This window comes from Arthrobacter sp. NPDC093125 (genome assembly GCF_044754225.1).
GTDB lineage: Bacteria > Actinomycetota > Actinomycetes > Actinomycetales > Micrococcaceae > Arthrobacter.
Map to the genome: position 1 here is coordinate 162,217 of NZ_JBIVOQ010000007.1, position 24,507 is coordinate 186,723.

27 protein-coding genes are annotated in these 24,507 nt (G+C 63.7%); 15 read left to right on the plus strand and 12 right to left on the minus strand.

The window, feature by feature from the left end; all coding sequences use genetic code 11:
- Positions 1 to 5: 5 nt before the first annotated feature.
- The 7 genes from ACIP9X_RS14835 to ACIP9X_RS14865 form a co-directional block, all read right to left on the minus strand.
- Entirely contained in the window at positions 6 to 1,406 is a 1,401-nt protein-coding gene (locus tag ACIP9X_RS14835) for a plasmid pRiA4b ORF-3 family protein (protein WP_400480503.1), read from the minus strand.
- A 129-nt stretch (positions 1,407 to 1,535) separates the two neighbouring features.
- The gene (locus ACIP9X_RS14840) at positions 1,536 to 2,411 is read right to left on the minus strand and encodes a CPBP family intramembrane glutamic endopeptidase (protein ID WP_400480504.1); all 876 of its coding nucleotides are present in this window, start codon (positions 2,409 to 2,411) and stop codon (positions 1,536 to 1,538) included.
- Between the two features lie 192 nt (positions 2,412 to 2,603).
- Complete coding sequence (locus ACIP9X_RS14845; protein WP_400480505.1) at positions 2,604 to 2,768, minus strand: hypothetical protein; 165 nt, start codon at positions 2,766 to 2,768, stop codon at positions 2,604 to 2,606.
- Positions 2,769 to 2,902: 134 nt separating this feature from the next.
- A complete protein-coding gene (locus ACIP9X_RS14850) occupies positions 2,903 to 3,049 on the minus strand; it encodes an SOS response-associated peptidase family protein (RefSeq protein WP_400480506.1) in 147 nt (48 codons plus the stop codon).
- Between the two features lie 60 nt (positions 3,050 to 3,109).
- Complete coding sequence (locus tag ACIP9X_RS14855; protein WP_400480507.1) at positions 3,110 to 3,889, minus strand: alpha/beta hydrolase; 780 nt, start codon at positions 3,887 to 3,889, stop codon at positions 3,110 to 3,112.
- A gap of 496 nt (positions 3,890 to 4,385) precedes the next feature.
- Entirely contained in the window at positions 4,386 to 5,204 is an 819-nt protein-coding gene (locus ACIP9X_RS14860; RefSeq protein ID WP_400480508.1) for a hypothetical protein, read from the minus strand.
- 756 nt (positions 5,205 to 5,960) lie between these two features.
- Positions 5,961 to 6,794, minus strand: a complete 834-nt coding sequence (locus ACIP9X_RS14865; RefSeq protein ID WP_400480509.1) for a GDSL-type esterase/lipase family protein — start codon at positions 6,792 to 6,794, stop codon at positions 5,961 to 5,963.
- A 537-nt stretch (positions 6,795 to 7,331) separates the two neighbouring features.
- Here ACIP9X_RS14865 and ACIP9X_RS14870 point away from each other — a divergent pair.
- From ACIP9X_RS14870 to ACIP9X_RS14890, 5 genes are all read left to right on the plus strand, one after another.
- The gene (locus ACIP9X_RS14870) at positions 7,332 to 7,604 is read left to right on the plus strand and encodes a glutaredoxin family protein (protein ID WP_400480510.1); all 273 of its coding nucleotides are present in this window, start codon (positions 7,332 to 7,334) and stop codon (positions 7,602 to 7,604) included.
- A gap of 56 nt (positions 7,605 to 7,660) precedes the next feature.
- Complete coding sequence (locus ACIP9X_RS14875) at positions 7,661 to 8,185, plus strand: single-stranded DNA-binding protein (RefSeq protein ID WP_400480511.1); 525 nt, start codon at positions 7,661 to 7,663, stop codon at positions 8,183 to 8,185.
- A gap of 82 nt (positions 8,186 to 8,267) precedes the next feature.
- Positions 8,268 to 8,924, plus strand: coding sequence for a DNA-binding protein (locus ACIP9X_RS14880; RefSeq protein ID WP_400480512.1), 657 nt, complete (start codon positions 8,268 to 8,270; stop codon positions 8,922 to 8,924).
- Positions 8,921 to 9,184: a hypothetical protein gene (locus ACIP9X_RS14885; RefSeq protein ID WP_400480513.1), complete on the plus strand. Its 264-nt coding sequence runs from the start codon at positions 8,921 to 8,923 to the stop codon at positions 9,182 to 9,184. Before ACIP9X_RS14880 ends, ACIP9X_RS14885 begins: the two co-directional genes overlap by 4 nt.
- Before the next feature lie 2 nt (positions 9,185 to 9,186).
- Positions 9,187 to 9,480, plus strand: coding sequence for a helix-turn-helix domain-containing protein (locus ACIP9X_RS14890; protein ID WP_400480514.1), 294 nt, complete (start codon positions 9,187 to 9,189; stop codon positions 9,478 to 9,480).
- A 208-nt stretch (positions 9,481 to 9,688) separates the two neighbouring features.
- Here the strand turns inward: ACIP9X_RS14890 and ACIP9X_RS14895 are convergent, their stop codons facing one another.
- From ACIP9X_RS14895 to ACIP9X_RS14905, 3 genes are all read right to left on the minus strand, one after another.
- Complete coding sequence (locus tag ACIP9X_RS14895; RefSeq protein WP_400480515.1) at positions 9,689 to 10,015, minus strand: hypothetical protein; 327 nt, start codon at positions 10,013 to 10,015, stop codon at positions 9,689 to 9,691.
- 62 nt (positions 10,016 to 10,077) lie between these two features.
- The gene (locus tag ACIP9X_RS14900; protein WP_400480516.1) at positions 10,078 to 10,794 is read right to left on the minus strand and encodes a hypothetical protein; all 717 of its coding nucleotides are present in this window, start codon (positions 10,792 to 10,794) and stop codon (positions 10,078 to 10,080) included.
- 139 nt (positions 10,795 to 10,933) lie between these two features.
- Positions 10,934 to 11,203 carry a hypothetical protein gene (locus ACIP9X_RS14905; protein WP_400480517.1) on the minus strand — a complete coding sequence of 90 codons (270 nt, stop codon included), beginning with the start codon at positions 11,201 to 11,203 and terminating at the stop codon, positions 10,934 to 10,936.
- Positions 11,204 to 11,597: 394 nt separating this feature from the next.
- On the opposite strand from ACIP9X_RS14905, the gene ACIP9X_RS14910 reads away from it, so the two are divergent.
- Genes ACIP9X_RS14910 through ACIP9X_RS14920 form a run of 3 tightly spaced genes read left to right on the plus strand, consistent with a single transcriptional unit; the run spans position 11,598 to position 14,892 of the window.
- On the plus strand, positions 11,598 to 11,987 hold the full coding sequence (locus tag ACIP9X_RS14910) for a MobC family plasmid mobilization relaxosome protein (protein ID WP_400480518.1): 390 nt from the start codon (positions 11,598 to 11,600) through the stop codon (positions 11,985 to 11,987).
- A gap of 4 nt (positions 11,988 to 11,991) precedes the next feature.
- Complete coding sequence (locus ACIP9X_RS14915) at positions 11,992 to 13,632, plus strand: relaxase/mobilization nuclease domain-containing protein (protein WP_400480519.1); 1,641 nt, start codon at positions 11,992 to 11,994, stop codon at positions 13,630 to 13,632.
- A 30-nt stretch (positions 13,633 to 13,662) separates the two neighbouring features.
- A complete protein-coding gene (locus ACIP9X_RS14920; RefSeq protein ID WP_400480520.1) occupies positions 13,663 to 14,892 on the plus strand; it encodes a hypothetical protein in 1,230 nt (409 codons plus the stop codon).
- A 324-nt stretch (positions 14,893 to 15,216) separates the two neighbouring features.
- Here the strand turns inward: ACIP9X_RS14920 and ACIP9X_RS14925 are convergent, their stop codons facing one another.
- On the minus strand, positions 15,217 to 16,326 hold the full coding sequence (locus ACIP9X_RS14925) for an ATP-binding protein (RefSeq protein WP_400480521.1): 1,110 nt from the start codon (positions 16,324 to 16,326) through the stop codon (positions 15,217 to 15,219).
- A 195-nt stretch (positions 16,327 to 16,521) separates the two neighbouring features.
- Here ACIP9X_RS14925 and ACIP9X_RS14930 point away from each other — a divergent pair, with 195 nt between their 5' ends.
- Positions 16,522 to 16,725 carry a hypothetical protein gene (locus tag ACIP9X_RS14930; protein ID WP_400480522.1) on the plus strand — a complete coding sequence of 68 codons (204 nt, stop codon included), beginning with the start codon at positions 16,522 to 16,524 and terminating at the stop codon, positions 16,723 to 16,725.
- Between the two features lie 1,235 nt (positions 16,726 to 17,960).
- On the opposite strand, the gene ACIP9X_RS14935 is transcribed toward ACIP9X_RS14930, so the two are convergent.
- The gene (locus ACIP9X_RS14935; protein WP_400480523.1) at positions 17,961 to 18,179 is read right to left on the minus strand and encodes a hypothetical protein; all 219 of its coding nucleotides are present in this window, start codon (positions 18,177 to 18,179) and stop codon (positions 17,961 to 17,963) included.
- A gap of 153 nt (positions 18,180 to 18,332) precedes the next feature.
- Here ACIP9X_RS14935 and rraA point away from each other — a divergent pair, with 153 nt between their 5' ends.
- The 6 genes from rraA to ACIP9X_RS14965 form a co-directional block, all read left to right on the plus strand.
- Entirely contained in the window at positions 18,333 to 18,809 is a 477-nt protein-coding gene (rraA, locus tag ACIP9X_RS14940; RefSeq protein WP_400480524.1) for a ribonuclease E activity regulator RraA, read from the plus strand.
- Positions 18,799 to 19,581 (plus strand): FadR/GntR family transcriptional regulator, encoded by a 783-nt coding sequence (locus tag ACIP9X_RS14945; RefSeq protein ID WP_400480525.1) that lies wholly within the window; start codon positions 18,799 to 18,801, stop codon positions 19,579 to 19,581. Before rraA ends, ACIP9X_RS14945 begins: the two co-directional genes overlap by 11 nt.
- Positions 19,582 to 19,874: 293 nt before the next feature.
- Positions 19,875 to 21,050, plus strand: a complete 1,176-nt coding sequence (locus ACIP9X_RS14950) for an ABC transporter substrate-binding protein (protein ID WP_400480526.1) — start codon at positions 19,875 to 19,877, stop codon at positions 21,048 to 21,050.
- Between the two features lie 30 nt (positions 21,051 to 21,080).
- Positions 21,081 to 22,853, plus strand: coding sequence for an ABC transporter permease (locus ACIP9X_RS14955; protein ID WP_400480527.1), 1,773 nt, complete (start codon positions 21,081 to 21,083; stop codon positions 22,851 to 22,853).
- Complete coding sequence (locus tag ACIP9X_RS14960; protein ID WP_400480528.1) at positions 22,846 to 23,976, plus strand: ABC transporter ATP-binding protein; 1,131 nt, start codon at positions 22,846 to 22,848, stop codon at positions 23,974 to 23,976. The genes ACIP9X_RS14955 and ACIP9X_RS14960 overlap by 8 nt, the downstream gene beginning before the upstream one ends.
- Positions 23,977 to 24,022: 46 nt before the next feature.
- Positions 24,023 to 24,507 (plus strand): isocitrate/isopropylmalate family dehydrogenase (locus ACIP9X_RS14965; protein WP_400480529.1); only part of this gene is annotated, 485 nt, incomplete at its 3' end.

Here is a 24,507-nt window from a genome sequence, read left to right on the forward strand (position 1 = left end):
AGTGGTTATGAGTGAAGGGCGGCCCGGGCGAAGGACTGCCCCGGCTGCGTGACGATGGTTGCTGTCTGCGTTCCGCCACCGTCGTGGAAGACTCCGAGGTTTGACAGCACTTCTCGGGGCTCGTGGAGGAGTGCCTCTACAGTTTCCGGCGGCAGTTCGGCTCCAATGCGGGTCCTCCAGCCGAGTGCGCTGAGGCCGAATGCGACGGCATCAAGGTAGTCCTCCCACACGGTCCGTCTCCCTGCGGCGACCTCGAGGAGGAGCAGCAGGACCGCGTCGCGCCCGGAATCATGACGGTGCCGGTGGGCCAGAGCCCGGGCGAGGATAAGCCACAGGCCCGCGGGATCATCGAGGAGCCGCTTCAGCGCCGCTGTGAGGACGAGCCGGCCCTTGATTTTGCGGATCAGGCCGAGGCGCTGGGCGCTTTCGCGCAGTTGGAGGACGGGCAGGGTCTGGTCCTCCCGGTTGGCGTTGCCGATCCAGTTCTTAGCCCAACCCAGCTCGGTCATTGCCTCGTGGACCACGGCCGGCGGCAGCCAGCCGGCAGCGGTGAGGGGGAGTCCGTCCCCGCCGATACGGCGGGCGAGCCAGAGATAGGGGGCAACCATGGCCTCAGCCGTGGCCGCGTCCACCGTCGAGGGTCCGTCGAGGTCCGCGGCGGCGAGGTAGGAACGGAAGTCCCGGCGGATGCCAGGAGGCAGCCGGTGCGCCAGTTCCTGAATTAGTGACTCGCTTCCGGGGCCAGGTTCGTTGGCTGAGGGAGCAGGGAACAGCAGGGCCAGTTCATGGTTTACGTCGTCGATGTCCAGCCGTTCCGGGTCGAATTCCTGCCATGGCCCGGCTGTCCATGTCACCCACGCCTTCAGGTCCTCGTGCTCGTCGTGGTTGGGGTTGGCCAGGGCGTCGAGCAGGTCGTGGTAGCCGCCGATACCGCCGGAATCTTCCAGCGGTGCCCGCAGTGCGCCGTCCAGGAGCCGCGCCCTTGGTGCGCCGGACGGCCGGGGGAGGCTTCCGGTGAGTTCGACCCGGTGGATCCAGCTGTCTCCGAAGTCGTATTCGTAGAACAGGGGACCGGACTCCGGGGTGAGGACCTGACCCAGTCGCCAGTCCGTTTCGGGGAGGTCATCGTCACTGTCTTCCAGCAGATCCTCCGAGACCCAGCGCCGCGGTTCGGGCACCTGCCCGTTGACGGCACGCAGACGAACAAACGGGTCGGTGTCAGTGAAGGAGTGCAGGTGTGAATCGCGCCAGCCAACCGCCGTTTGGATGATGTTATGGACGTTGTCCAGGGTCAGGGAGGAGTCGACCTCAAGCAATCGCCAGATGACCGGTTCGCTGCCCACGATCGAGACTTTTACCTGCAGCAACACCGAACCGTCATTCTCATCCGCAGCGCGTATCGTCACATCACCATCCTGCCAGCTCCGCGGTGGTGTAGCTGTCGCGGCTGTTTGCCAGCGACAGGCCGGGATGTGCGCTCATGGTGCTGATGAGCCCGGTGCTGGCCCTTGGTCTCCGTGGCCGCGCCGCAGCTGTTATAATGTGGCTGGGTCGTTCTTCTTGAGCAAGTATGCCGCGATCGCCCAGGGCAGGACTCCGGCCGCGACCTGGGCGGTGTAGCTGCCGGAGGAGATGACCAGGTAAGAGTGCACCCAGTTGTAGTAGCCGTGTAGGACTACCATCCAGAAGAGGCTGCCGGTGTTGATGTAGAGCCAGGTCAGGACGATGGTCCAGCCGACCGCTCCGAAGGTCAGCCCGAGCAGGACGGCGATTGCCATGGGGATCGTCAGCTGCCCGCGCAGGTACGGCAGGAGCAGGTTTGACGGCAGATGCCACAGGCCCCAAGCCAGCCCGAGGATCCAGCTGGCTTTCTCGGCCGTATGCCGGCGCAACAGCTCCGGCAGCGCATAACCGCGCCACCCGATTTCCTCCGCCAGCCCGGTGAAGATCAGAAGATGCACCAGGAACGGACCAGCCAGGATCAGAGGGACCAGCGGGTTGTAGTGCAGAGGCTGGAATCCGCCGAGGACAAACGCCACGGCGAGGCTGGCGATGGCCAGCAGCACCGGGATCAGGAGGATCGCGGCGACCCAGTGCCAGGGTATTCGAACCTTTGTCAGCCGGTAGGCCAGCTCCCTCAGACCGGCCGTCCCGCGGGTGAGAGCGATGACTATGAGCCCGGCAAGAGTCGGCCCGAAAGAGAAGGACACCAGTAGGAACACGACTGCGAACTCGGGGTCCAGCACTCCTCTGAAGAGGTCGAGGAAGTGCAGCAGGTTCACCTCGTTGGTCAGGGATTCGCCCCGGACAGCAACGAAGAGATAAGCCGGGACCTGGACTGCCCACGTGATGGCGTATGCCAGGACGAAAAACAGCGGCAACTGGACTTTCCGGATCGTCGAGGATGCCACCGCAACCCTCCTGGCTCAAGAGCGGCACACCAATTCTAGGCACTCACTTTAGGCGCCGATGTTCTGACGTTGACGTTGGAGGCTGCCGCCTCCGCGGAGCGAGCCCTCGGAAAACGACGTGGCCCAAGGACCGGATCCATGCACTCCGGTTCTCCCTGCGGGTTCATCTGACATTGCGCCCGTGCCCGGCGGTCAGGGAGCGGCCGCCGGCTCGATGAGCTCGGGGCCGTCGTTGCGCACACTGTTGACCCGGTCACTGACAACCCGCTGAGTGAGGACGGGTTCCGGCATGGCGTCCAGCAGCTGCTGGATGTCCGCCTTGTCCTTGGTTCCGGGGTCCAGCCAATCCTTGTACATGTCTGGTGGGACGATGACGGGGGGACCGGTCGTGGACGTGGCCCAGGCAATCGTGTGCGGTGGTGGTGAGGATGGTGCAGAACAGCAGCCACCTGCCCGGGTCATCCTCCGGTAGGGACGGGTCCGGCCACCACTCATACCCAGTCCCGCGAAGGCCAGCAGATCATCCCTTTCGGGGGCAGGTAGATCGGGATCTTCTTGCCGTCTTCGGTCTTCTCCCACTCGTAGTACCCCTCCGCCGGCACCAGCGCGCGCCGCTCCGGGGACTTCCACTTGGCCATTGACGTGAAGCGTGTGTGGTGAGCGGGCCGAAACGCGCGTGCACTCGGCGTCCTTACCCGTCACGGGCACCCGGTCGCCCCGCCGCGGCCAGTCACGTCGACGAGGGCACCGATGAGTTCGGGACCCAGCGCCAGTGCTGCATCGTTGTGGTCCGCCGCCGCTACCTCCACCTCGATGACGTAGTGTCCGGCGTCCCGGGCCGCCTGAGCCACGTCCCGGCTCTGCTGTGCGGGCACGATGGTGCCCGCGCTCCCGTAGACCATGGCGGTCGGGATGTCCGCTCGTACTACGTTCTCGCGTACCGGGTAGTGATCGCGAAGCATCCAGCCCACCGGCACGCCGTAAGCTGCCCGGCCGGCGTCGGCGAGCGAGGTGAAGGGTGAGCGCAGCAGCATCGCGGCTGGAGGGTGCTCGGTGGCGAGCTCCGTGACCACCCCGGCGCCGATGCTCTCCCCGAAATAGACGAGCGAGCCCGCCGGTACTCCTGCCGCACCTGTCAGGAACTCGCGAGCGGCGCGGACATCGCGCGCGAGACCGTCCTCGGACGGGTAACCGGGATTCGCCGCGTAACCTCGATAGTCGAAGAGCAACACGCCGAAGCCGAGCTCACTGATCGCCCGTCCCAGCCCTGCCCGATAAGCCCGGTTGCCACCGTTGCCCGCTGCGACGAGCACGGTCGCGCGGCAGCCGCCTGCGGCTGGCAGGTACCAGGCGCCAAGCTCGAGGCCGTCACTCGTCGTGAGCGTGACTTCCCGGGCTCCGGGCAACAGCTCGGCGGCCGGGCGTGGCTGGCCGCGGTCGGGAAAATAGATGAGCGAGCGTTGGAAGAACCACGGCATGCCAATCAGGAGCCCGACGACGACGAACACGGTCGCGAGCGGCATGATCCCTCCCCCCTGAACTTTTTCGCCACGGTCTTATGATCGCAGAGCGGTTCGCGCCGCACACGGCACGTGACCGACGACCTGATCACCGACCGCTGACGCACGCCGTCGAGCAGGTGATAGATGGAGAAGAAGAAATTCGACAGTCGTGGCAGACGGCATTTCTGCCCTGACGCCGGCGACCCGGATGCCCAAAATACTTGGCGAGAGTGACGACGTTTCGGCTTCGCTCAAGCCGGTGACCATCGGGCGTCATTATCCACAGCTCGCCGGTGTGACGTCCTGCGCTACGCCCACTGCATGTGCTGGTTGGGGGTCCAGGGCTGATTGAGCCAGTGTGCGGCCTCCACGGTGGTCACAAACCCGCTCGGGCTAGGCCGCCAGTGCCGCTTGAGTGAGCGGTGCCGGTTTAAGAGGGTTTCCTATCGGGCCTGTATCCGTGTCCTGGCCATTACGGTGCGGGCTGCCCGGCCGATCCCGGATCCGTGAGCACCTCCGGCACCGAGGTCTGTTCGGCCTCGGGGGCAGGCTCCATGCTCTGTTCGGTTTCGGGGGCGAGGTCCGTCGGCAGAGTGTCGCCTGTTTCGTCCGCTCCGGGCGCTTCAGTTCCGGCCGGACCGCTGTCTCCGCCACCGGGGCTACCGTCCGTGGTCGGGCCACCTTCTTTGGCAGGGCCTTCCTCGACCTGCCCGGGCAGCTCCTCCACCTTCTCAATCGGTTTGTCTGTCTTGTCCGGGATTGTCGGATTCCCGCTCAGTGCTTTGCCCAGCGTCGTCGTGTGTGCGACCGCACCGCCGTCGATGCTCGAGGTCGACGAGACAAGGCTGGAGATGGGCTGATTGGTCCCGAATTCGAACGCAGTGACACCAACCATTGCAATAACGAATGCGGCAGCACTGACCGCCCCAACCTTGATCCAGGTCATGGGCGTGAACTGCCTCCTCACACGCTTGGCTCGAGGTTCCTCGCTCTGGGCCGGAGCGTCGGCGGCCAACACCTCCCGGTCGTCAGCGGCCAGTCCGCCCCTGCGGCGCTGGGGGATTTTCGTCGAGGCCAGAATGGCGGCCGAACTGAGCGTTCGGGCATAGAGAGCGGCGCCCACTGTGGCAATAATGGAGCCGAGCGCCGCGCCGATCAGCGTCCCCGCAACGCCTAGAAAGGACCCCACCAAGGCAGAGGTCACCGCGGCCAGAGCCGAGCCAATAGTCTGGGCACCACTTAGTCCGAGGAATTGTTTCGGCTTGTCTTCGGTAGCGGAGTCCGCAGCCATATTCACGCATTTCAGTTGGGGAATGTTACGAATAGATAACGCCCACCCTACGCGGCGGGTTCCCCACCGGGGCCGTTTTTACTTGAGACGCTTGTCACAGTCAGAGGAGCAGGTCAAGCGTTTGTGGCCGGCCCGCCGGCCTGCTCCAGGAACCGGGTCGACCGGGACAAGGGGCGGAGGATTCAGTGGTGATGCAGGTAGCTCCTCGCTGTTGCGGTTCCTCGAGCGAGGTATGGCTCCAGGGACGCGGGGGATGAAAGGGGCCGACGACGGCTGGGGGGAGATGCCCGGCTCAGCGGACACTCACGTCGCCGGCCCCGCCTCTCTCCGGGCTGGGGTGCCCGGAAACCAAAAGGGACGCCGGCGACCTGAGCCACCACAAGGGCCTCAACCAACTGCCGCCCTCCTGAAGTCAACACCCCGTGATCCCCGCTCTGCACGGGTGATCGGTACCTGTCTTTTCCCACTCTTGACCACGCATTTGCGCAGATGGGCCGTCAAACATAACGGTGCGGCTCCGAGGGAACCGCACCGTTCCGTTGTGAACCCGGTCAACCCTTTTGGAAGGGGTCCTTGACGTTCTCTACGGCCTGCTTCCCCGGCTGCGCCATCCGGGGCGCGGCGTCCCAGAGCTCCGGACCCCAGGCCCCTGACCGCGCCGGCGGTGGCGCCAGCAAAGTGCTCGCCCATGGCGTTGGGCCACCTCTCAGGGATAAGGGCCACACCCCCGGGGCGGGAACAGGAGCCGGAGCCCTGTCACTGCTGGTCGCCCCACCATGACGCCCGCCAGGTGAGCTCAGCCAGGCGTGCCTGGCCCTCCAGGCTTGGGTGGAAGTAGTCGAGCACGCTGACGTGGCCTGGCGAGAACTTGAAGTCATGCACTGTGTTGTTGTCCCAGCGGCAGTTTCTGTACCGGGAGCAGGCCCGGGCAAGGGTTCTGTTGTACGCGAGTTCCCGCCCGGCCACCAGCTGGCGCTGCTCCTCGCTGTTGCCGGCAGAAAGCATCGATGGGCACGTGCCGCGGGACCATGCGTCGCGCGCCTCTGCGTTGTTTTCCAGGGCCTTCCAAAGCTGGTAAAGGTCCGGGATGCTGCCAACGAAGATGCGTGCCCTGGGCAGGCCACGAGCGAGCGTCGCCAAGGCGGCATTGATGTGGGAAGCGAACTCTGCCTCGGACGTCATTGCGGCGGCAGATGAGGCGCAAAGGTCGTTGGCTCCGATCAGGATGGTCACGTATTCCACGTTCTGCTCGACCGCCATCTCGGCCTGGCCCGGAAGATGCCTGGCTGTGGAGCCACTGATGGCGTTGTTGTGGTTGCGACCCGCAATAGTCGGGTCCAGCCCTGTCAACCGCTCGTAGTGGCTGGCGACTCCATCGCCGGGGCGGTCGCCTGTGGACCACGAGTGACGTGAGTTGTCCCCGTTCGAACAACACACTGCCAGGGCCCGGGTAATGGAGTCGCCCAAGGCTGCCATGGAGGCGGGCGGCGGCGGGGAAGTCGGCGGCGGCGCGGTCGGTACCGGCTGTGCCGCCGTGAACGCTGCCAGCACTACAAACGGCAGGATCAGGAAACGGGCAACTTTCGGCACGGCCACCTCCTTCGCGGACCGGCGCTGCATACCGGGAACTCACCGTGCCAGCCCGGCCGGCCCGTACAAACAGACGCTATGCCCGCGTTCTTGCCTGGATCAATGCCAGCATGCCGACAAAACCGGTGCCGGGGAAGACGTCAGAGAGCCCCGAAGTGGCTCAACAGGTCACTGCTGGGCTTTGCCATCACGTATCTGCCGCACACATGCGTTCATTGTTTCCCAAACAGGGACAAACCGAGCGATAAAAAGCCGGCCGTGGACGATACGGGAAGCAGACGGCATGCCTCAGTGCCACCGGTGCGGCCAGGCGGTGGGGGAGTTCTACCGCAGGCTCTATTCCGAGGACCAGGAACGGGTGGCTAAACGCCGTCAGCTGACGGACCCACCTCACGAAGCACCTACAATTTTGATCCTAAAAAGCCCTATAAATAGCGGCAAAATACCTATTCATTCAGTTGAATGATTGCTAGGATGGAGGCAGCAGTACAGATCAGACGAACCTAACCAGAGTGATACGAAACCGAGGACTGACAAATGACTCTCACCATCTACACCAAGTCCTCCGGATGCTTCGGCTGCACCAAAACCAAGCAGAAATTCCTTGAGGCCGGCCTGTCCTTCCACGAAGTGGACATCACCGCCAACCAGGCCGCTTTCGAGTACATCACCGAAGAACTCGGCTACTCCCAGGCCCCCGTCGTCGTCTACGACAGGGACGGCACCGAAAACCACTGGTCCGGCCTCAACCCTTCCAGGATCGCGCAGGTCATCAGCATCGAAACCGCCGCGATGGCCCACCAGAGCTAAAACACCACCCCCTACGTTGCGCGCCAATACGAAACCAGCAGATAAGGAACGAAACCATGTCAGGCGAAACCAGCATCACCATCATCGGCAACCTCACCACCGACCCCGAACTGCGCTTCACCCCGTCCGGGTCCGCGGTCGCGAACTTCACCATCGCCTCCACCCCCAGGACCTTCGACGCCCAGGCAAAGGAATGGAAAGACGGCGAAACCCTGTTCCTGCGCGCCTCGGTCTGGCGCGACGCCGCGGAGAACGTTGCGGCCTCCCTGACCAAAGGCTCCCGCGTCGTCGCCAGCGGTGTCCTGAAGCCCCGGAGCTATGAAACCAAGGCGGGGGAGAAGCGCACCGTCATCGAACTCGAGGTCGACGAGATCGGCCTGTCCCTCCGCTACGCCGCCGCCACAGCCCAGGCCAGCCGCAAACCCCAGCCCACGGACGCAGCGCACGACGGCAGGCACCCGGCCGATGAGTTCACCATCAGCCCCCGGGACTACCCCGACGATGACCCTTGGTTCGGCAAGGACGCCAACCCCTCGGGCCGGGTCATCCTCCCCGGCGCGGCCTCAGAGCCTGCGTTCTAGAAGCGGCGACAAGCCCTAGTAGTAGGAGTCGTATCGTTACTACTCCTACTACTTGTTGTTTTCTTGGACGGGATGGACGCCCATGACGCAGAGCGTGAAAGACCGCGTGTACGCTGCCGCCGCGCAGATCGCCGCCGACCGGCGCCCGACCGTCTCGACGGTGCGCGCGGCCGCCGGCGTCAGCAACGCCGACGCGACCCGGTACCTGAAGGAGTGGCTGGAGGAGCGGCAGGCCGCAGGCAGCCAGCTCGCCGCGACCCCGGCGGGCCTGCTGGAGGCATCGGCGCGCCTGGCCGGCATGGCGTGGGCCGAAGCGTCCGCCCTGGCGGACGCGCGGCATACGGCTCTGGAAGCGGCCTGGGTCCAGGAACGCAAAGACAAAGACGCCGAGATCGCCGAGCTCGTCGCCGACCTAGACCGGCTCACCGAGGAAAAAGACGCCGCAGTGTCCGGACTAACCGCGCAGGTCGGCGAGCTGCAGGCACAGCTGACGGCCCTGACCGGAGAGCTCGAGGAAGCCCGCGCCGCGGAGCGGGCCGCCGCCGCCGAAGCTGCCGGCGCCGCCGCGAAGCTCGCCGCTGCCGCTGCACGCGAAGGCGCCATGCAGGCGGCCTACGACGCGCTGCTGGCACGCATCACCCCCCACCAGACACCCGCCCCCGACGAGCCAACCAACCAGTCCGCGGCCCCGGACCAGGGGACACCCGAAGCTGCCGCTGCTCCGGACGAGGGCCAGTGAGCTCTAAGAAGATTCCGGCGTTCACTCCCTACTTCACGGAGGAGGAGGCCAATCAGGTCCGTGCCGCGTTCCTGGCCGCCGGTCACCTGGAAGGCGATGCCAGTGTCTCGGACTTCATCGTGAGGGCGACGATGCGGGAAGTCAGACGCCTGCAGCGCAAACACAACGGGGGACGGAAATGGGATCCGGCCCCGGCGGGTTCGCTGCGGCGCGGCCAGCGCACCAGGGACGAGATCCAGCACCGGGAAGAAAGCGACTAAGCATGCCAAAACCGACAGAGGACACCAAGACGATCCAGCAGGCGCCGGCCCACGGGCCGGCGCTGCCGAAGTTGCTGACGCTGGAACAGGTCTGCGAGATCCTGAACGTCAAGAGCCCGCTGGTGTACGCGCTGGTCCGCAGCGGCGAGCTGCGCGCGGCGCAGTTCGGCGGCCGGGGCGTCTGGCGGGTCCGCGAAAGTGACCTGCTCGCCTACATCGACGCCGCGTTCGATCGGACCGCCGAGCGCATCGCGTCGGGCCAGCTCCCCGAAGGTGACAGCACCGCCGACGACTGACCACCCTCTGCTTCAAAGCCCGAAGGCCGGCACCTGAGCAGGTGCCGGCCTTCCACGCATCGCAGCGCCGCCGTGAACCGGGCTTTGCCTTCAACGGCGGAGAAAAACCAGCCACTGCGTAAAGCCGGGGCGGGAGCAGCACGGTGGGACCAGGGGGAACTTCCGTGCCCTGTACTAAAGCCTTGCTCCTACGCCGGGAACCCTGCTCCTACTCCTGGAGGTGGTCGCTGGCGGGCCCGGTGCTGGCCATGGTGGAAGGCGCGGAGTTGTCACTGGTTGCGGTCCGGGTGGCGGCTTTGCGGCGGCGTGCTGCGGCTGCGGGTTCGAGCCCGAGTTTTTTCAGTTCATCGGTGCTCCAGCCGTCCCTGGTGGCTCGGACGTAAGCGCGTTTGTCTTCGCGCTCGGCGTCGGCGAGTTGTTCTTTCAGGTCTGCCACCCGTTGCCGGCTTTTGACGAGGGTGGTGACGGCTTCGATGCGTGAGTCAAGGAGTGCGCGGGCCTGGTTACGTGTCTGTTCAATGTCGATGATCGCCATGGTTCCAAGATTAATCTTCCTGTGTGCGGTGGGCGGGGACGGTGCTGCGCTGTGTTGCCCTTTTAGCGGCTGAAGCCGTGGTCCGGTTCCGGGCTGAGGAAAGTTCGCGGGACGGGTCCGGTTTGCTGGCCGGCCGGGTTCCCAGCTGCAGCTATTGTCACTGCCGAACCCGGGTGTTTGGGGAAGTTGAGCCTGGCGACTTTGATGCTGGCCGGTAAGTTGTCGATGCCTGGGGGCGGGGCTGTGCGTGCGTCGTATTTGGCGAGGACTTCGGTGACGGAGGTGCGCTGGTAGGCGCGGATGAGGTCGGTGCGGGAGGGGATGTCCTGTGCGACGTTGCGGGCGAGATCTTCAAGGTGGGGCTGCTGGTTGTCGGGAACGATCTCCCGGAGCCGTGCGGTGAGCTCCGGCAGCCGGTTCAGTTGGGCGGCCGTCAGCGGTCGCATCTCGGATGTCTGAAGATAGGTTTGGGATTCGAAGGATGACCGTTCCGCCAGGGGTGTGGGGACGAGGGTCACCACGCGCGCTGTTTCACCGTCCCGGCCGGTGATGTAGGCATTCATGCCTGTCTGTCCTTGCAGATGCCGGCTTGCGACGAGGCTGATGCAGTCCTCCAGTACCCAGGGTTCCTTCTGGAACCAGAAGTCATCGGAGCGCTGCTCTGCAGCTGTATGGAGGATGTGGTCGCGCTGGGGAGCCGGGGTGAAGCTGACCTGGGTGTACAGGAAGTCGTGTCCGTTCCCGGTGGCGGGTGCGTAGCGGATGTGGTCTGGTTCCATGGTTCGGTCTCCTTGGATGGTCTGGGTTTTTTCCTTGGTCAAACGGGCTTCACGGTGCCTGCGAGCTAGCCGTGGGTGCACCGGGAATGCTGTTGCGTGGTGAGGCGGAAGGAGTGTCTGCAGTCGCCCGTCCCGCCCCCTATGTGGCGGCGACCAGGACCTTTTCCCGGCGCCGGTGGCCTTGTTCGCGGTTCGGGGTGTTGTTGTGCAGGTGGGCGTTGGCCGGGTCCCGGAGCCAGTCGTCCAGGTCGGGGGCGTAGGAGGCGATGCTGCGGGGTCCGAGTTGGAAGTTTTCGGGTCCGATGCCTGCGTTGCGCCGGCGGCGCAGCCGCGCTACCGGGATGCCGTAGTGCTGTTCCACGGCGGTTGGTGGGATGAGAGCCATGACTGTGCCTTTCGCTTGCCCCATGCCGCGTTCCTTTCGGCATGCCCGAAAGCACTTGACCGGTGAGGGAATTGGCCAGTCGGAGCCTGGGGACCGTGGAATACCGGAGCGCAGCGAGGATATGCCGCGAAAGCCCCAGGCGCAGACTTGCCAAGGAAGGACCGGGCAGTAGCCTCAACAGCCGAAACGGAACGACGCAGTCGTTACAAAGGACAGGCGCGCAGCGACCGGCAGGAATCCAACCCCACCCCGGGGCAGGATGAAGGGCGGGGCCACAGCGCGGAGCAAGCTATACATTTGCACGGGTGTAAATGGTGTGTCGCTCACGGCCCTGTGGTTGTTTGCTTGGCACACTGGCTTGTGGGTCCCCGGGTTTCGGGGTCGCTGCGCTGGGCCGTTGAAGGGATTGGGGGAGTGCGTGACTGAAGAGAATGTGCCGCGATCCCGGCTTTCGAAACGGCGCCGTGCGAATTCCCCGGCAGGGACCAAGAAGCGCCGCGACGTCTGGGTGACGGCGGAGGAGGAAGCAGCCCTACTCGCGAAGGCTGCCCGGCAGAAGGTCACGGTCCCGAACCTGCTGCTGACCGCTGCGCTGTCGGAGGAGTCGGAGACGCCGACCGAGCGCAGGGCGGCGATGGCCGAACTGATGGCGGTCCATACGTTGTTGGCGCGGGTGTCGAACAACGTGAACCAGATCGCCCGGCACGCGAACGCCGGCGACGAGTTCCCCCAGGACGCAAAGGCGGCGCTGGCGTATGTGCGAGAGGTTGCGATGCGTATTGACCGGACGATTGAGGGGCTGATGTAGGGCGATGATTCCCAACATCACCCGCGGCTCCCGGATGTCCGGGCTCATGCTTTACCTGGCCTCCACGGACACGGATAAGACGAAGAACGCGCACACTGACCCGCACCTGGTCGCCGGGGACGCGGCCATCATGGCCTGGTACGACGACGGCGTCCTGGACAAGGACGACGCGGTCGCCATCGCGAAGCATTTGGACCAGCCCCGAAAAGCGTTCGGGGTCGAGGTCTTGCAGAAGGATTTCCGCTGGGACCCCGTCAAGAAAGAACGCGTACCGAACGGACACAAGCACGCCGACGTATGGCACTGCTCCCTGAGCCTCCGCGCCGAAGAAGGCGCCCTGACGGACCAGCAGTGGGGCGACATCGCGAACGACTTCGTCGACGCCATGGGCTTCACCGAGGCCAGCGGAAAAGCCCAGTGCCGGTGGGCAGCGATCAACCACGGAACGTCCGAGAACGGCAACCACCACATCCACATCGCCGTGTCCCTCGTCCGCGAGGACGGCACCAAAGCCTCCACCCACGGCGACTACAAACGGGCCCAACAGACCTGCCGCGAACTCGAAACCAAGTACGGGCTCGAGCAGCTCTCGAGCGTGCACGCCACCCGCGGCTACGACCGGGCCGAAAAGGCCACCGCCGTCCGAGACGATCGCGAAATGCACCGCTCCTCGCTGGCCCGGAAAGTCCGCGCCAGCGCCAGCGCGTCAGCTACCGAAGCGGAGTTCGTTCGACGCGCCCGGGACACCGGGATGCTGGTTCGTCCCCGCTACGCGAAGAACACCACCGACGTCATCGTCGGCTACTCCGTCGCCGAACGCCCCCTGCGGGGTGATCGTCCTATTTGGTTCGGCGGCGGCACCCTCGCGTCCGACCTGAAGCTCGGTACATTGCGTGAGGAATGGATGGACTCACCGCACCTGGCTACCGAAGCCGCAGCGGAATGGAACGCTGCGGCCCGCAACAAGCGCAAGGTCTCCAGGACCGGTCCCGAGAACGCGACCCCTTCAGCAGACGTGTGGGTGGAATACACCCGCAACGCCACAGCACTGGCCGACCAGCTCCGCACCATTCCCCGTGACGATCACGCCACCTGGGCGAAAGCAGCGCGTGAGGTTTCCGGTGCCTTCGCAGCATGGTCCTACCGGCTCGAACCGACACCCGGGCCGCTGGCCGCCACAGCCGAGGAGCTGTCCCGCACAGCCCAACTTCGGGCTCCCCGGCAGCACGGCAAACCCGTCGCGCTGCCATCCATTGCCGGCACGGCGATGTTGTTCATGGCAGCGTCGAGCAAAAACAAGACAGCGGCGCAGACGGCACTCATGGTGCAGCTGATCAACACAGCCTTCGCGGTGTATGAAATGCACGCCCAGTCCGGCCGGACCCGGGAAGCTGCGCGCATCCGGTCAGTGGTCGAGAACCAGCTCGCCCCGTTCACCGCCACCATGCCCAAGGCTGTACCGGTGGGAGCGGAACACACACCTGCGACCGAGGCAGCACTGCCGCCGAGGGCAATTGATATTGCCCGCCGCGGCATGACCCCCATCCGCCCTGGCTCGGTAGTGCCGACCACGCCCACACCGGCAAGACCAGCGAAGACCTATCAGCCCAGCCGGCACGACGCCGGGCCCGGACTCGACCGATAAGAATCACACCACTAGTGCAAGGGGAACACGATGAGTGAATCAGACGGCATGGACGACTTCCTGGACAACGGAATGAGGCAGTCTCTGCTGATCGCCTCACGCATCGCCGAGACGCTGGCGCGCCGCCTGCAAGAGACCCGGCGACAGCAGGAACACCAGGACACCCAGATAGCGCACGAAGCCCAGGCACGCCTGCATGCCTCGCGCAGCGCAGCCCACGCGGCACTTGCAGCCATCCACAGGGAACAGTGGTGGGACAACGCGAACCCGAGGGACATCGCCACGGCACATGCCGTCGCGGAGGGCTGGAAAGACCACGACCCCACCGCCCTTGAAGCATCCGAAAAAATCCGGCAGGAAGTCCTTACCCGGTACGGCATCGACACCCGTGACGTCGGCAGGGACGCCGCGTACCTCGAGTCGGGGATCGAGACCATCGCAGCCGAAAAGGCCCGGCTGGAGGAGCTCGCGCGCAGCCAGGAAGAAGCACGCAAGGCGGCCGCCGAACACGAGAAAGCCATGCAGCTGCTCGCAGCGGCACGGGCAGAAGAACTCCGCACCCAGGCAGCCCAACTGGCACCGGAAATGGAACGCCACCAGGTCCCCGTTGAATACCTGGCAAACCCCGAACTGGCACAAGCGCTGCAGCGGGCCCACAACGCGAAGACCCCCAAAGCAGTTGCCATTGCCGACAATGACATCAAGGAGCGGATGTTCCTCATCAGCAAAGACGGCATCAACGGCCCCAACATCGACCAGCTCCGCAAAGAAACCACCGCCAACTTTAATGTCGCTGAGGATTCCTACTTCAAGGATCCGGCGTTCGTGCAAGCCGCCAAGGAGATGCACGAAGCCAGGCTCCTGGCAGAAGGCGGATTCGCAGGCTCCCAGTTCGCCTCTCCGGAACAGCGCTACGAACGGGCCGAGAAGGAACTCTTCGCCCGTCTCGAAGGTGTCGGCCGCGAGATCGAAAACCGCGTCACCGGCGACGACAGCAGTCGACTCCAAGGCCGAGGTGTGAAGGCAGAAACCGCATCGGCCGCCAGCTATGGCTCAACCCAACACCATGAGCACTTCGCTCAGTCCCTGGAAAACAGCGGTGCGAACGACACCCAGATCCGCGGCCGACTTGCAGCAGCCCGCAGCGAGGGCACCCACCCCAGCGCCGCGGTCACGGTGGGCAAAGCAACAAAGGCGAGGAAGACGCGCGCAGGGACAGCAGCGGGGTTGGAACGGACTAAGAACGGTCCCAGCCGCTGAACGGAAGCGCATAAGGGGTCGGAGGCGAGCGGCGAGTGATCCGATTGCGCCAAGAGCCGCATGCCAGCAGTCCGACAAAACAGGCGCCCCTCAAGCCGTCTGGGAACGTGAAGAAGGGCATGGCGCTCATCGTTGTGGCGCGGGTCAGGAGAACTCCGGGGCCGAGGCCGGTGTGTTCGTTCCTGTTGGGGGCACCAGGTACCTCGGGTGGCGGCCTGGCGCGTCTTCGTGAAGATCTTCGTTGGTTGTCCTCGCATCCCCCGCTGATTGCCAAGGGGTCGGTCGACGGATTGGTGTCTTTGACGGTGCCATGGGGATTCCCGGTCAGGCGGCGGCATTTTTGCGCAGGTACTCGCGCAGCGCGGGGATGGCGTAGTCAACTTTTCCGTGGCCGGTTGATTCGATGAGCCCTGCGGCCAGGAGCCTCTTTCTGTATTTGGCGACCACTGTCGACCTGGAGCCGGTGCGCTGGATGATGTCAGCGGCCGTTGAGGGACCCTCATCGACAGACATGGCGTGCAGGAATTCCAGGTCTTTCGCCGATGCTGTGGCGAGGGCTGCTTCGATCACCACGCGCTCATTGCGTCGGACAGCGGCGGCAATGGCCCGATCGACGGCTGCAGGGGACAGGGTTCCGTCATGGTTCTCGGCCTCGCGCCAGAGGAAGTAGCCGACGAGTTGGATCAGGAAGGGATAGCCACCGGTGGCTGCGGCTGCCTTGCGGACCAGGTCGGGGGCGATCGTGAAGTGCGCGGCCGCAAACGTATTCGTGAAGGACTTCTCGACATCCCGGACCGCCGCTGCGTGCAGGTCAATTTTGTCGGCCCTTCGCAGGAACGTGGCCACGCCCTCGTTCAGCAGATCAGACACGGCTGAGGGCAGTCCCGCGAAGATCAGCGCGATCGGCAGGCCATCCTGAATGAAGTGCTGTACATTCGCGGCCAGTTGAGCCAGTTCTGCACGGTCAGCGGCGTGGATTTCATCGACGGTGATCAACAGACCCGTGCCTTGTTCATTCAGGAGTGCGAGCAGCGTTTCACCTAGTTCCCGCCAGTCGACCTGGCGTTCGGGCGTCAGCTGCGAGGTGATACTAAACCCTGCGAGTGAGACGCCGGTTATGCGGCGCTTGGTTTCGGGCTGGTCGCTGAGCTCCTGGGCCAGCCGGCGCATTGTCTCCCCGATTCGCCCCATGAAGGTACCGGTTGCCGTTTCTGCAACCACCGCCCAACCGCGCTCACGGGCGACATCGTGGGCTGCTCCGATCATTACGGTCTTGCCGATGCCGCGGGCGCCCGTGAAGATCGATAGCAATCCTGGCGCGCCGGAACCGAGCCGCAAGCCGTATTCGAATTCATCCAGGAGCCCCGACCGGCCAATGACTTCCGGGGGTGTGGCTCCGGCGGTAGGACGGAAGGGATTTTCATTGCCGGGCACGAACGATCCTCACAGCAGTCGGGTGAATTTAGGTGAATTTGGTGAATTTGGTGAATTTGGTGAGTTTGGGCAGGTGGGTTAATTTGGTGAACTTAGAACCATGTTAGCCGCCTATGCCGGTACGACGATCCCTGCGGGAATCACAGGAGCAGAGACTACCTGGCGTACGTCGGGTCGGGCACGAAAGGCGATCCTATGAGCTCTTCCGCGGAAGACGGCTCCATTTCCGGGCAGGACGGGCCCGAGGACATCATCGCCGGGGTCATGCGAACGCTGCAGGATTTTGACAACACACCGCTGACGGCGATGACGCCCCTGTTCTATCAACACGGATTCGAGGAATTGAACATCGCGGTGCGTGACCTGCTCCGTCTCCTAGGGCACGATCCCGACGTCTAGAACCGCAGCCGGAAACCAATAGTCCAAAGTGCTTTGGACTATGGCCAGGGACCCGCGGAGGGCCTTCCCCTTCGACATGGGCGGCTCTCCCGGATGAAAAACCCATTTCTGTGCCTGATTCTCCCCAAATGCCTGGACTGGACCCATGAGAACGACATCACCGCTCCAGGACTCAGAGCCTGGCAGAGAACAAAGAGCTCGGGAAAAGGTGGATATGCGTCACGCCTACGGGAGTACAACCCAACGGGGCAGAAGGCGTCGATGACTTCCATTTTTCCCGGCCAATGATCTTCTCATCATGCCCGGCGTAAGCTTCAGCCAATTCAGGTGTGAGGCCACGAATTTCCTTCGAGAGGTGGACCTCGATATCTACGACCCAGATCCGGCCGTCATAGCGAAGCCAGCGGGATGCCTGCGGGTGCATCCGTCGGACGTCGACATGGGACCGGACTTGCCATCCGGTGGCGCGCCCTGGCTCCATCGTGCATGCACCTTCCCGGATGGGTGTCCGGTTGAAATCTAAGACATCCGCAAAAGCAAGTCAGTAAACAAGAAAATGGACTCTATTCTGACGGATTCTCGGTGCTCATCTGACGTCAGGTTGGGGTGTACTTACAGCTGACGTCCTGGTCGCCAATGCCGCTAGTGTCTTTCGATAAAAGGGATGGCGTGCGCCGTAGCCTGGGCCGCTTTGTGTTTCGCTACCTTGGTTTCAAGTCTGCGCTGGATCTGCGGTGCTCGGTCAGAGTTGGGAGACAGGCAGGCCGCGTCCTGGACATGGTTGACCCTAACGGAGGGTTGCTGTGAACGAATCGACGATGCGCCTTCGTCCCCTTGGCCAGTCGAGCGACTTATTGCGCAGTCAGGATGGCGACCGTCCTTTCGGGCAGTCTCTCTATTAATCGGCGGGGGCAGGCGCCGTCCTGGGCCAGCCAGAGGATACTTCCGTCCCTGGTTATTCCGTCTACACGACCCCCGTCAACGACTTTTCCCTGGTCATAGATCTCGACGTTTCGTCCGTCGAGTAGTGTCCAATCGGCCGCGGCTTGCTGCCGCGTGCTGAAGTCGCCAATCGCGTCGTTGTCTGTTTGGCAGATTTCGTCCACGGGAATCTTCCTTGGTCTTTGGAATTGAAGGTCTCGGCGAAGGGGGAGTGCGAAAAGTCGGAGCGCTTTACTTCTGTTCCTAAGCGCACAATAGCGACCCGGATATTTCTTGGGCCCTCCAGGGACCCGTCAGTTCCGGCAGGCGCGGTCGTTTTCCCGGATAAAACCAAATGGCACCTGAGGGGTAAGGGATACAGAGAAATGGTGGAAGTCGTGCCGGGTGACGAGCACTCCCCGCTTGCACTCCGAGGCCTGCTGTCGTGCAGCCCCTACTGCGGCATTGAGTTTTTCTTCCATCTCGGTCCTTCCTTCGACACGGAAGTCAGCGACGATCTGGGCAAGTTCCATGGGTTTCCTCTCGGAGGAGTGTGGGGACGGTTGCCCGGTCGCAGCACGTGGCAGGGGATGTGGGCAAGAATATTGGGAAAAGTAGCCTTAGGTGGTCGACCACTTAGTGCTAGCAGAGTAGCATGTGCGTAAGAGGACTCAAAGGGGATTTTCATGACAGCGGAAACGGTCAACACGGCTGATCTTTACGATGAACGAGGCGAGGACATCCAGTCCATTGCCATCCAGTTCCAGTCACTTGGCGGGAAAACGCACTTCAGCGGGCCCGCGCGGACTGTGAAGTGCTTTGAGGACAACGCACTGCTCAAATCGGTAGTCTCAACTCCTGGTGATGGTGGCGTACTCGTTGTCGACGGTGGGGGGTCGCTATCCCGGGCTCTGATGGGGGACATGATTGCTGAGATCGCCGTTTCGAACGGATGGTCAGGAGTAGTGATCTACGGAGTCATCCGTGACCGCGAGGCGATTTCAAGCCTCCCGCTTGGCGTGAAAGCATTGGGGAGCAACCCTCGAAAAAGTACCAAGACTGGCGCTGGCGAAGCTGACGTGGAACTGACCCTTGAGGGTGTCACGGTCAGGCCCGGTGCCATGGTGTACTGCGACCCGGATGGAGTTCTTGTTGAGCGCTGACCCAGCCATTGCCGAGCCCGCCCCGCGGGCAACCCGCCGTAAGCGGGCAGCGCCCTCAGTGACCGGCCTTAAGCCGGTGACAGTCGTCCACGCTGAACCCGCTTCCTCGGAAGTTGCCAAAGCGCTGCTGGACTACATTTTTTCCGGGCAGGTTGCGCCCGGTGAAAAGCTGCCTTCCGAGCGGCAGCTCAGTGAATCCTTTGGCGTGGGACGCTCTGTCGTTCGTGAAGGCATCAAGTCCCTGGGCCTGCTGGGGCTCGTGGAGTTCCGGCACGGCGGCGGAACGTTCCTCCGGGACACGAACTCGGAGCTGCTGCCCAGGGTGATCGAGTGGGGCCTCATGCTCGGCGAACGGCGCACCTCGGACCTCGTCGAGGCCCGCCAGCACATTGAACGTGTCACGGCGGGTCTCGCTGCGAGCCGGAGGACGGACGCCGACCTGAAGCGCATCAAGACGGCCCTTGACGCTATGGGCATCGCCAAGACCACTGAGGAGTTCGTCGCCGCAGACGTGGACTTCCATCTGGCTGTTGCAGACGCCTCCGGCAACACCGTCCTGGCCAACATGCTTAAAAACATCGCGGCCCTGCTCAGAGTCTGGATTCATCGCGTGATGGACGCTGAGACATCGTTTACCGGCTCCCACGGGGAGCACACCCCTGTCTACGAGGCCATTCTGGCCGGGGACGCCGAGACGGCGGCAGGCTCGATGGCCAAACACATGGACGCCGCCAGCGGCCGTCTGATGGCTACCTTGAAGTCCGAGGAATAATAACTCCACAAGAAGGGGCGGGGAAGCGCACATGCTTCCCCGCCTTTTTGCTGCCCAAAGGATGGCGGCAGCCGCTTCCAAAGCAATCCCATCGAAGTGGTTGACTGGCCGACCACTTAAGGGCACTCTTGTATCGGAAGCTGGTCCGGTCCGCAACAACTCGCTAAAAAATTTACTACTTAGTGGTTGACTGGTCGACCACTTACCGTCATTATTGTGTGAGCAGCCTCACGCTGAACCACAGACACGGGAATCAATCAACACCAGCCGTGCAGCCTCAAGGGAGAGAAGCAATGACTGAACTCAAGACGGCCCTGCCGTCCAGGCCCCGTCGCCGGGCAGTGATGGCCGCTGGCGCAGCGGCCATTGCCGCCGTGATGGGACTGACCGCCTGCGGCGGAAATTCTGGAACGGCACAGACGCCGGCACCCGAGAACTCCATTGCCGCGGGCCAGTACCCGGACTACTACCCGGCTGACTACAAGAGCCTGGTTGCCGCCGCGGAGAAGGAAGGCGGTGAGCTGACCATCTACTCCAACACCGACCAGGAAAACTGGGATCCCGTCCTGCGGGACTTCAAGAAAAAATACCCGTTCGTCACAAAAATCTCCGCCAACAACCTGGACAGCGACGAGGTGTTCCAGAAGGCCCTGAGCGAGAAGGCCACCAACGCCTCCAGCGCCGATGTCTTCGTCTCCAACGCGGCCGGCGCCTGGGCTGACTTCGCGGCCCGCAAGGGAATGCTGGCCGATTACACCTCGCCTGAGCTGGCTAAGCTTCCCAAGTTTGCCTCCTTGCTCCCCGGCGTGGTGGCCATGTCCGCTGACCCGCAGACCATCGCCTATAACACGTCCCTACTGACGGAGAAGCCTGAGAGCCTGGAAGGTCTCGCCGCCCAGGTCAAGGCAAAGCCGCAGGATTTCGAGAACATGATCGGCGTTCGCGACACGACCGGCGCCTTCGGGTTCACGATGTTCTACAACCTGACCGAGGCCAAGCCGAAGTCCTGGGACTCCATCGCGACGATCCTTTCGGCCTCACGTCCCGAGACGTCCTCGGGCACGCTCTCCGAAAAGGTCCTCGCCGGCGAGTACAAGGCCGGTGTCCTGGTCACGGCCGCTCCGGCGTTCCCGGTGGTGAAGAACAGCAACGGACTCTTCGACATTGCCCTGCCGACCGACGGCACGGTCGTCATCCCCCGCGGGCTCGGCATCTCCGCAGACGCACCTCACCCGGCCACGGCCAAGCTGTTCCAGGACTTCGTGATCTCCCAGGAAGGCCAGCAGGCCGTGCTCGAAGGTGGCTTGTCCTCCTACCGTGAGGGCGTGAAGTCGGTTCAGTTCGCCCTGACCTACCAGGACGTCGTGTCCAAGGTCGGCGAAGACAACGTCATCATGGCCCCCTACGAATCGGTTCCCGCGGACAAGGTGAAGGCATTCACTGACCGCTGGCAGAGCCTCCTCAAGTAGCCCGCGGTGCAAGGATCTGGAACAAAAATCATGAAAACACTCCCCGAGGTCGCCTCCGCTCCGGCGGAAACCCCGTCGCGAACTGATTTCCCGGCACCCAAGTACCGCAAAATACTTGGCGTCGACCGCAGTCAGCTACTTTTCTGGGCGACCATCATCATTCTGGCGCTCCTGGTCCTTGCACCTGTGGTCCCCACGCTGTACCAGTCGGTAATGGACCGTCCTCTTTACGAGGAGGGCGGTCTGTTCACCACGGAAAACTTCACCAGGCTCTTCACCGAGGCCGGGTTCGGATCGGTGGCGCTGAACACGCTGATGTTCGCCGTGATGACCACTGTGTTGACCCTGCTGATCGCTGTGCCGATGGCCATCGTGGTCGTGCGGACCAACATTCCCGGCCGCAGGTTCTTCGGCGCGGCTATGCAGTGGCCGTTCTTCATCTCCTCGCTCATCCTGGGCTTCGGCTGGATCACCATGTACGGCCCGGCAGGCTTTGCCAGCGTCCAGGTCAAGCGGATTCTGGGCTTCCTGCCCTGGGACCTTTACACCATCCCGGGCATGGCCATCACGGAGGCCGTGGCACTGGCACCGATTGCGTACGTTTTCTGCTCCAACGCGCTGCGCAACTCGGACGCTTCCCTCGAAGGCGCCGCCCAGACCGTTGGTGCCGGACCGTTCCGGATCCTCTGGTCCGTCATCATCCCGATGCTGCGCCCGCCCATGGTGTACAGCTCGGTCCTGGTATTCAGCATGTCCATTGAAACCCTGTCCATCCCGCTGCTCTATGGCCAGCCGGTAGGGATCACGGTTTTCGCGACGTTCCTTTATAAGAACGGGCTGCAGTCCATCGACCCCGATTACGGGATCCTGGGTGCCGCGTCGGTCATCATCCTGCTGGTCACGATCCTGCTCGTCGCCGTCCAGGCCAAGCTCCTCAAGGACGCCAAGCGCTTCGTTTCGGTCCGTGGCAAGGCCACCCGGCCGCGCCTGCTGGATCTGGGCTGGATCAAATGGCTCTCGGTCGCCTTCATTACCGTCTACGTGGTCATCGGAGCTTTGGTCCCGATCCTCGGGCTGGTGATGCGTTCCTTCACCAAAGTGTTCACCCCGCTTCAGAATCCGCTCCTCTCCCTGACCATGGGCAACTACCAGCGCATCATCGAGTTCCCGGTCTACCTCGCCTCGATCCGCAACAGCCTCATCGTTGCAAGCGTCGGCGCCGTCCTGGTCAGCGTCCTGGCAGTCGTCGCCGTCGTGGTCTCCAAACGCTCCACGTTCCGCTACCGCAAGGTCATCGAGTACCTGGCTCTGGCCCCGCAGGCCATGCCCGGTCTGATCATCGGTATCGGCCTGTTCTGGGCGTTCTCCTTCCTGCCGTTCAACATGGGCTCCCTACTCCAGGGCACCATCTGGGCCATCATCATCGGCTTCGGACTCCGCGCCCTTCCCAGCGCGTTCGGGTCCATCTCCCCGGCCGTGATGCAGATTGGTGAGGAACTGGACAACGCGGCCCGCGTCAACGGTGCGGACTGGATGAGAATGTTCCTCCGCGTTCTGGCCAAACTCCTCACCCCGGCGTTCGTCGCCGCCATGGTCCTGACCTTCGTGGTCATGATGAAGGAATACTCCCCGGCAATCTTCCTCGGATCGGCCGAGACGAACATCATCGGCACCACCATGCTCGAGCTCTGGGTCCAGGGCAACACCGGATCGGTCGCCGCCCTGGCCACCATCCAGATCGCTATCACCGCAGCCTTCGTCGGCATCGCCGGCCTGCTCATGAAAGGTAAGAAAGATGCCTGACGTCGTAGTCAAGAATCTCCGCAAAGACTTCGGAGGAATCACCGTCCTCCACGAGGTGAGTTTCACCATCAAGGACGGGGAGTTCTTCACCCTGCTGGGCCCCTCCGGTTGCGGTAAGTCCACCACCTTGTCCTGCCTCGCCGGACTGGAGCAGCCCACCTCAGGCTCCATCGCCGTCGGTGACACAGTCCTGGTGGATGACTCCTCCAACAAGTTCGTCCCCCCGGAGGAGCGCAACCTCGGCATGGTCTTCCAGTCCTACGCCCTCTGGCCGCACATGACCCTGACCGATAACCTTGCCATGCCGCTGAACATCCGCAAGGTGAACAAGGCTGAGCAAAAAACCCTCATCCACGACGCCCTGGACAAGGTCGGCCTCGCCCACCTGGCCCACCGTTACCCGCACCAGCTCTCCGGCGGCCAGCAGCAGCGCGTAGCCCTCGCCCGCGCCCTGGTCTACTCACCCAAGGTCCTGCTCCTGGACGAACCGCTCTCCAACCTCGACGCCAAACTCCGCGAACAGGCCCGCGTCTGGCTCAAACGCCTCCAGTCCGAGCTCGGCATCACCACCGTGTACGTCACGCATGACCAGGAAGAAGCCCTGGCCATGAGCGACCGGATCGCGGTAATGTCCGGCGGCAACATGCTCCAGGTCGCCCCGCCGGAGGAAATCTACGAACGCCCCGCCACAGCAGAAGTCGCCGCCTTCATCGGCCGTTCCAACTTCCTCGATGGGCTCATCACCTCCACCATTGGCGACCGGGCGATCGTCCGGCTCGAAGACACCGGCGAAACTGTCACCGCCGTGCTGACCGACCAGATGCGTCATGGTGACCCCGTCACCGTCGCGTTCCGGCCGGAAAAGGCCTCACTGGCACCGGTGGGAGACTCCATCCCGTCCGGCAATGTCGGTCTTCCTGTGGAAATCCTCACAACCTCCTATGTCGGCTCCCGCTACGAATACGAGCTGCGCTACGGGGCGCGCACCCTGGCAGTGGACAGCAAGAACAACGCGCTCCACGGAGACCTGATGCTGGTCGTCCCGATCGAGGCGCTGCGTCTGTACCCGCGCGCCAACGTCGTTTCGGCCGACGCCGCCGAGCTCATGGCAGTCATCCACTGACCCCTGGTCCGTCAACGAGACCTGGATATATAGAAAAGGAAATACCGTGACTGAATCCAAGCAGTACCGACTGGCCGTTCTGAACGGCGATGGCATCGGCCCGGAGATCGTGCCGGCATCGGTGAAGATCCTCGACGCAGCCATGGCTGCCGCAGGCGCCCCCGCGATTGACTGGACCGAGCTGCCTTTGGGCCGGAGTGCGATCGATACCCACGGCACCGCCGTCCCGGAGGAAACCCTCAAGGCGCTGAACGACGTGGACGGCTGGCTCCTGGGCCCGCACGATTCCGCGTCCTACCCGGAACCGCACAAGTCCGCGCTGAACCCCTCCGGCACGATCCGCAAGCACTTCGGCCTGTTCGCCAACATCCGGCCCTCCAAGGCGTTCCCGGGTGGGAACGCCATCGTCGAAGGCACCGACCTGGTGATCGTGCGCGAAAACACCGAAGGCTTCTACGCTGACCGGAACACCTTCGCCGGTACGGGCGAGTTCATGCCGACCCCGGACGTGGCCATCATGCACGGCATCAT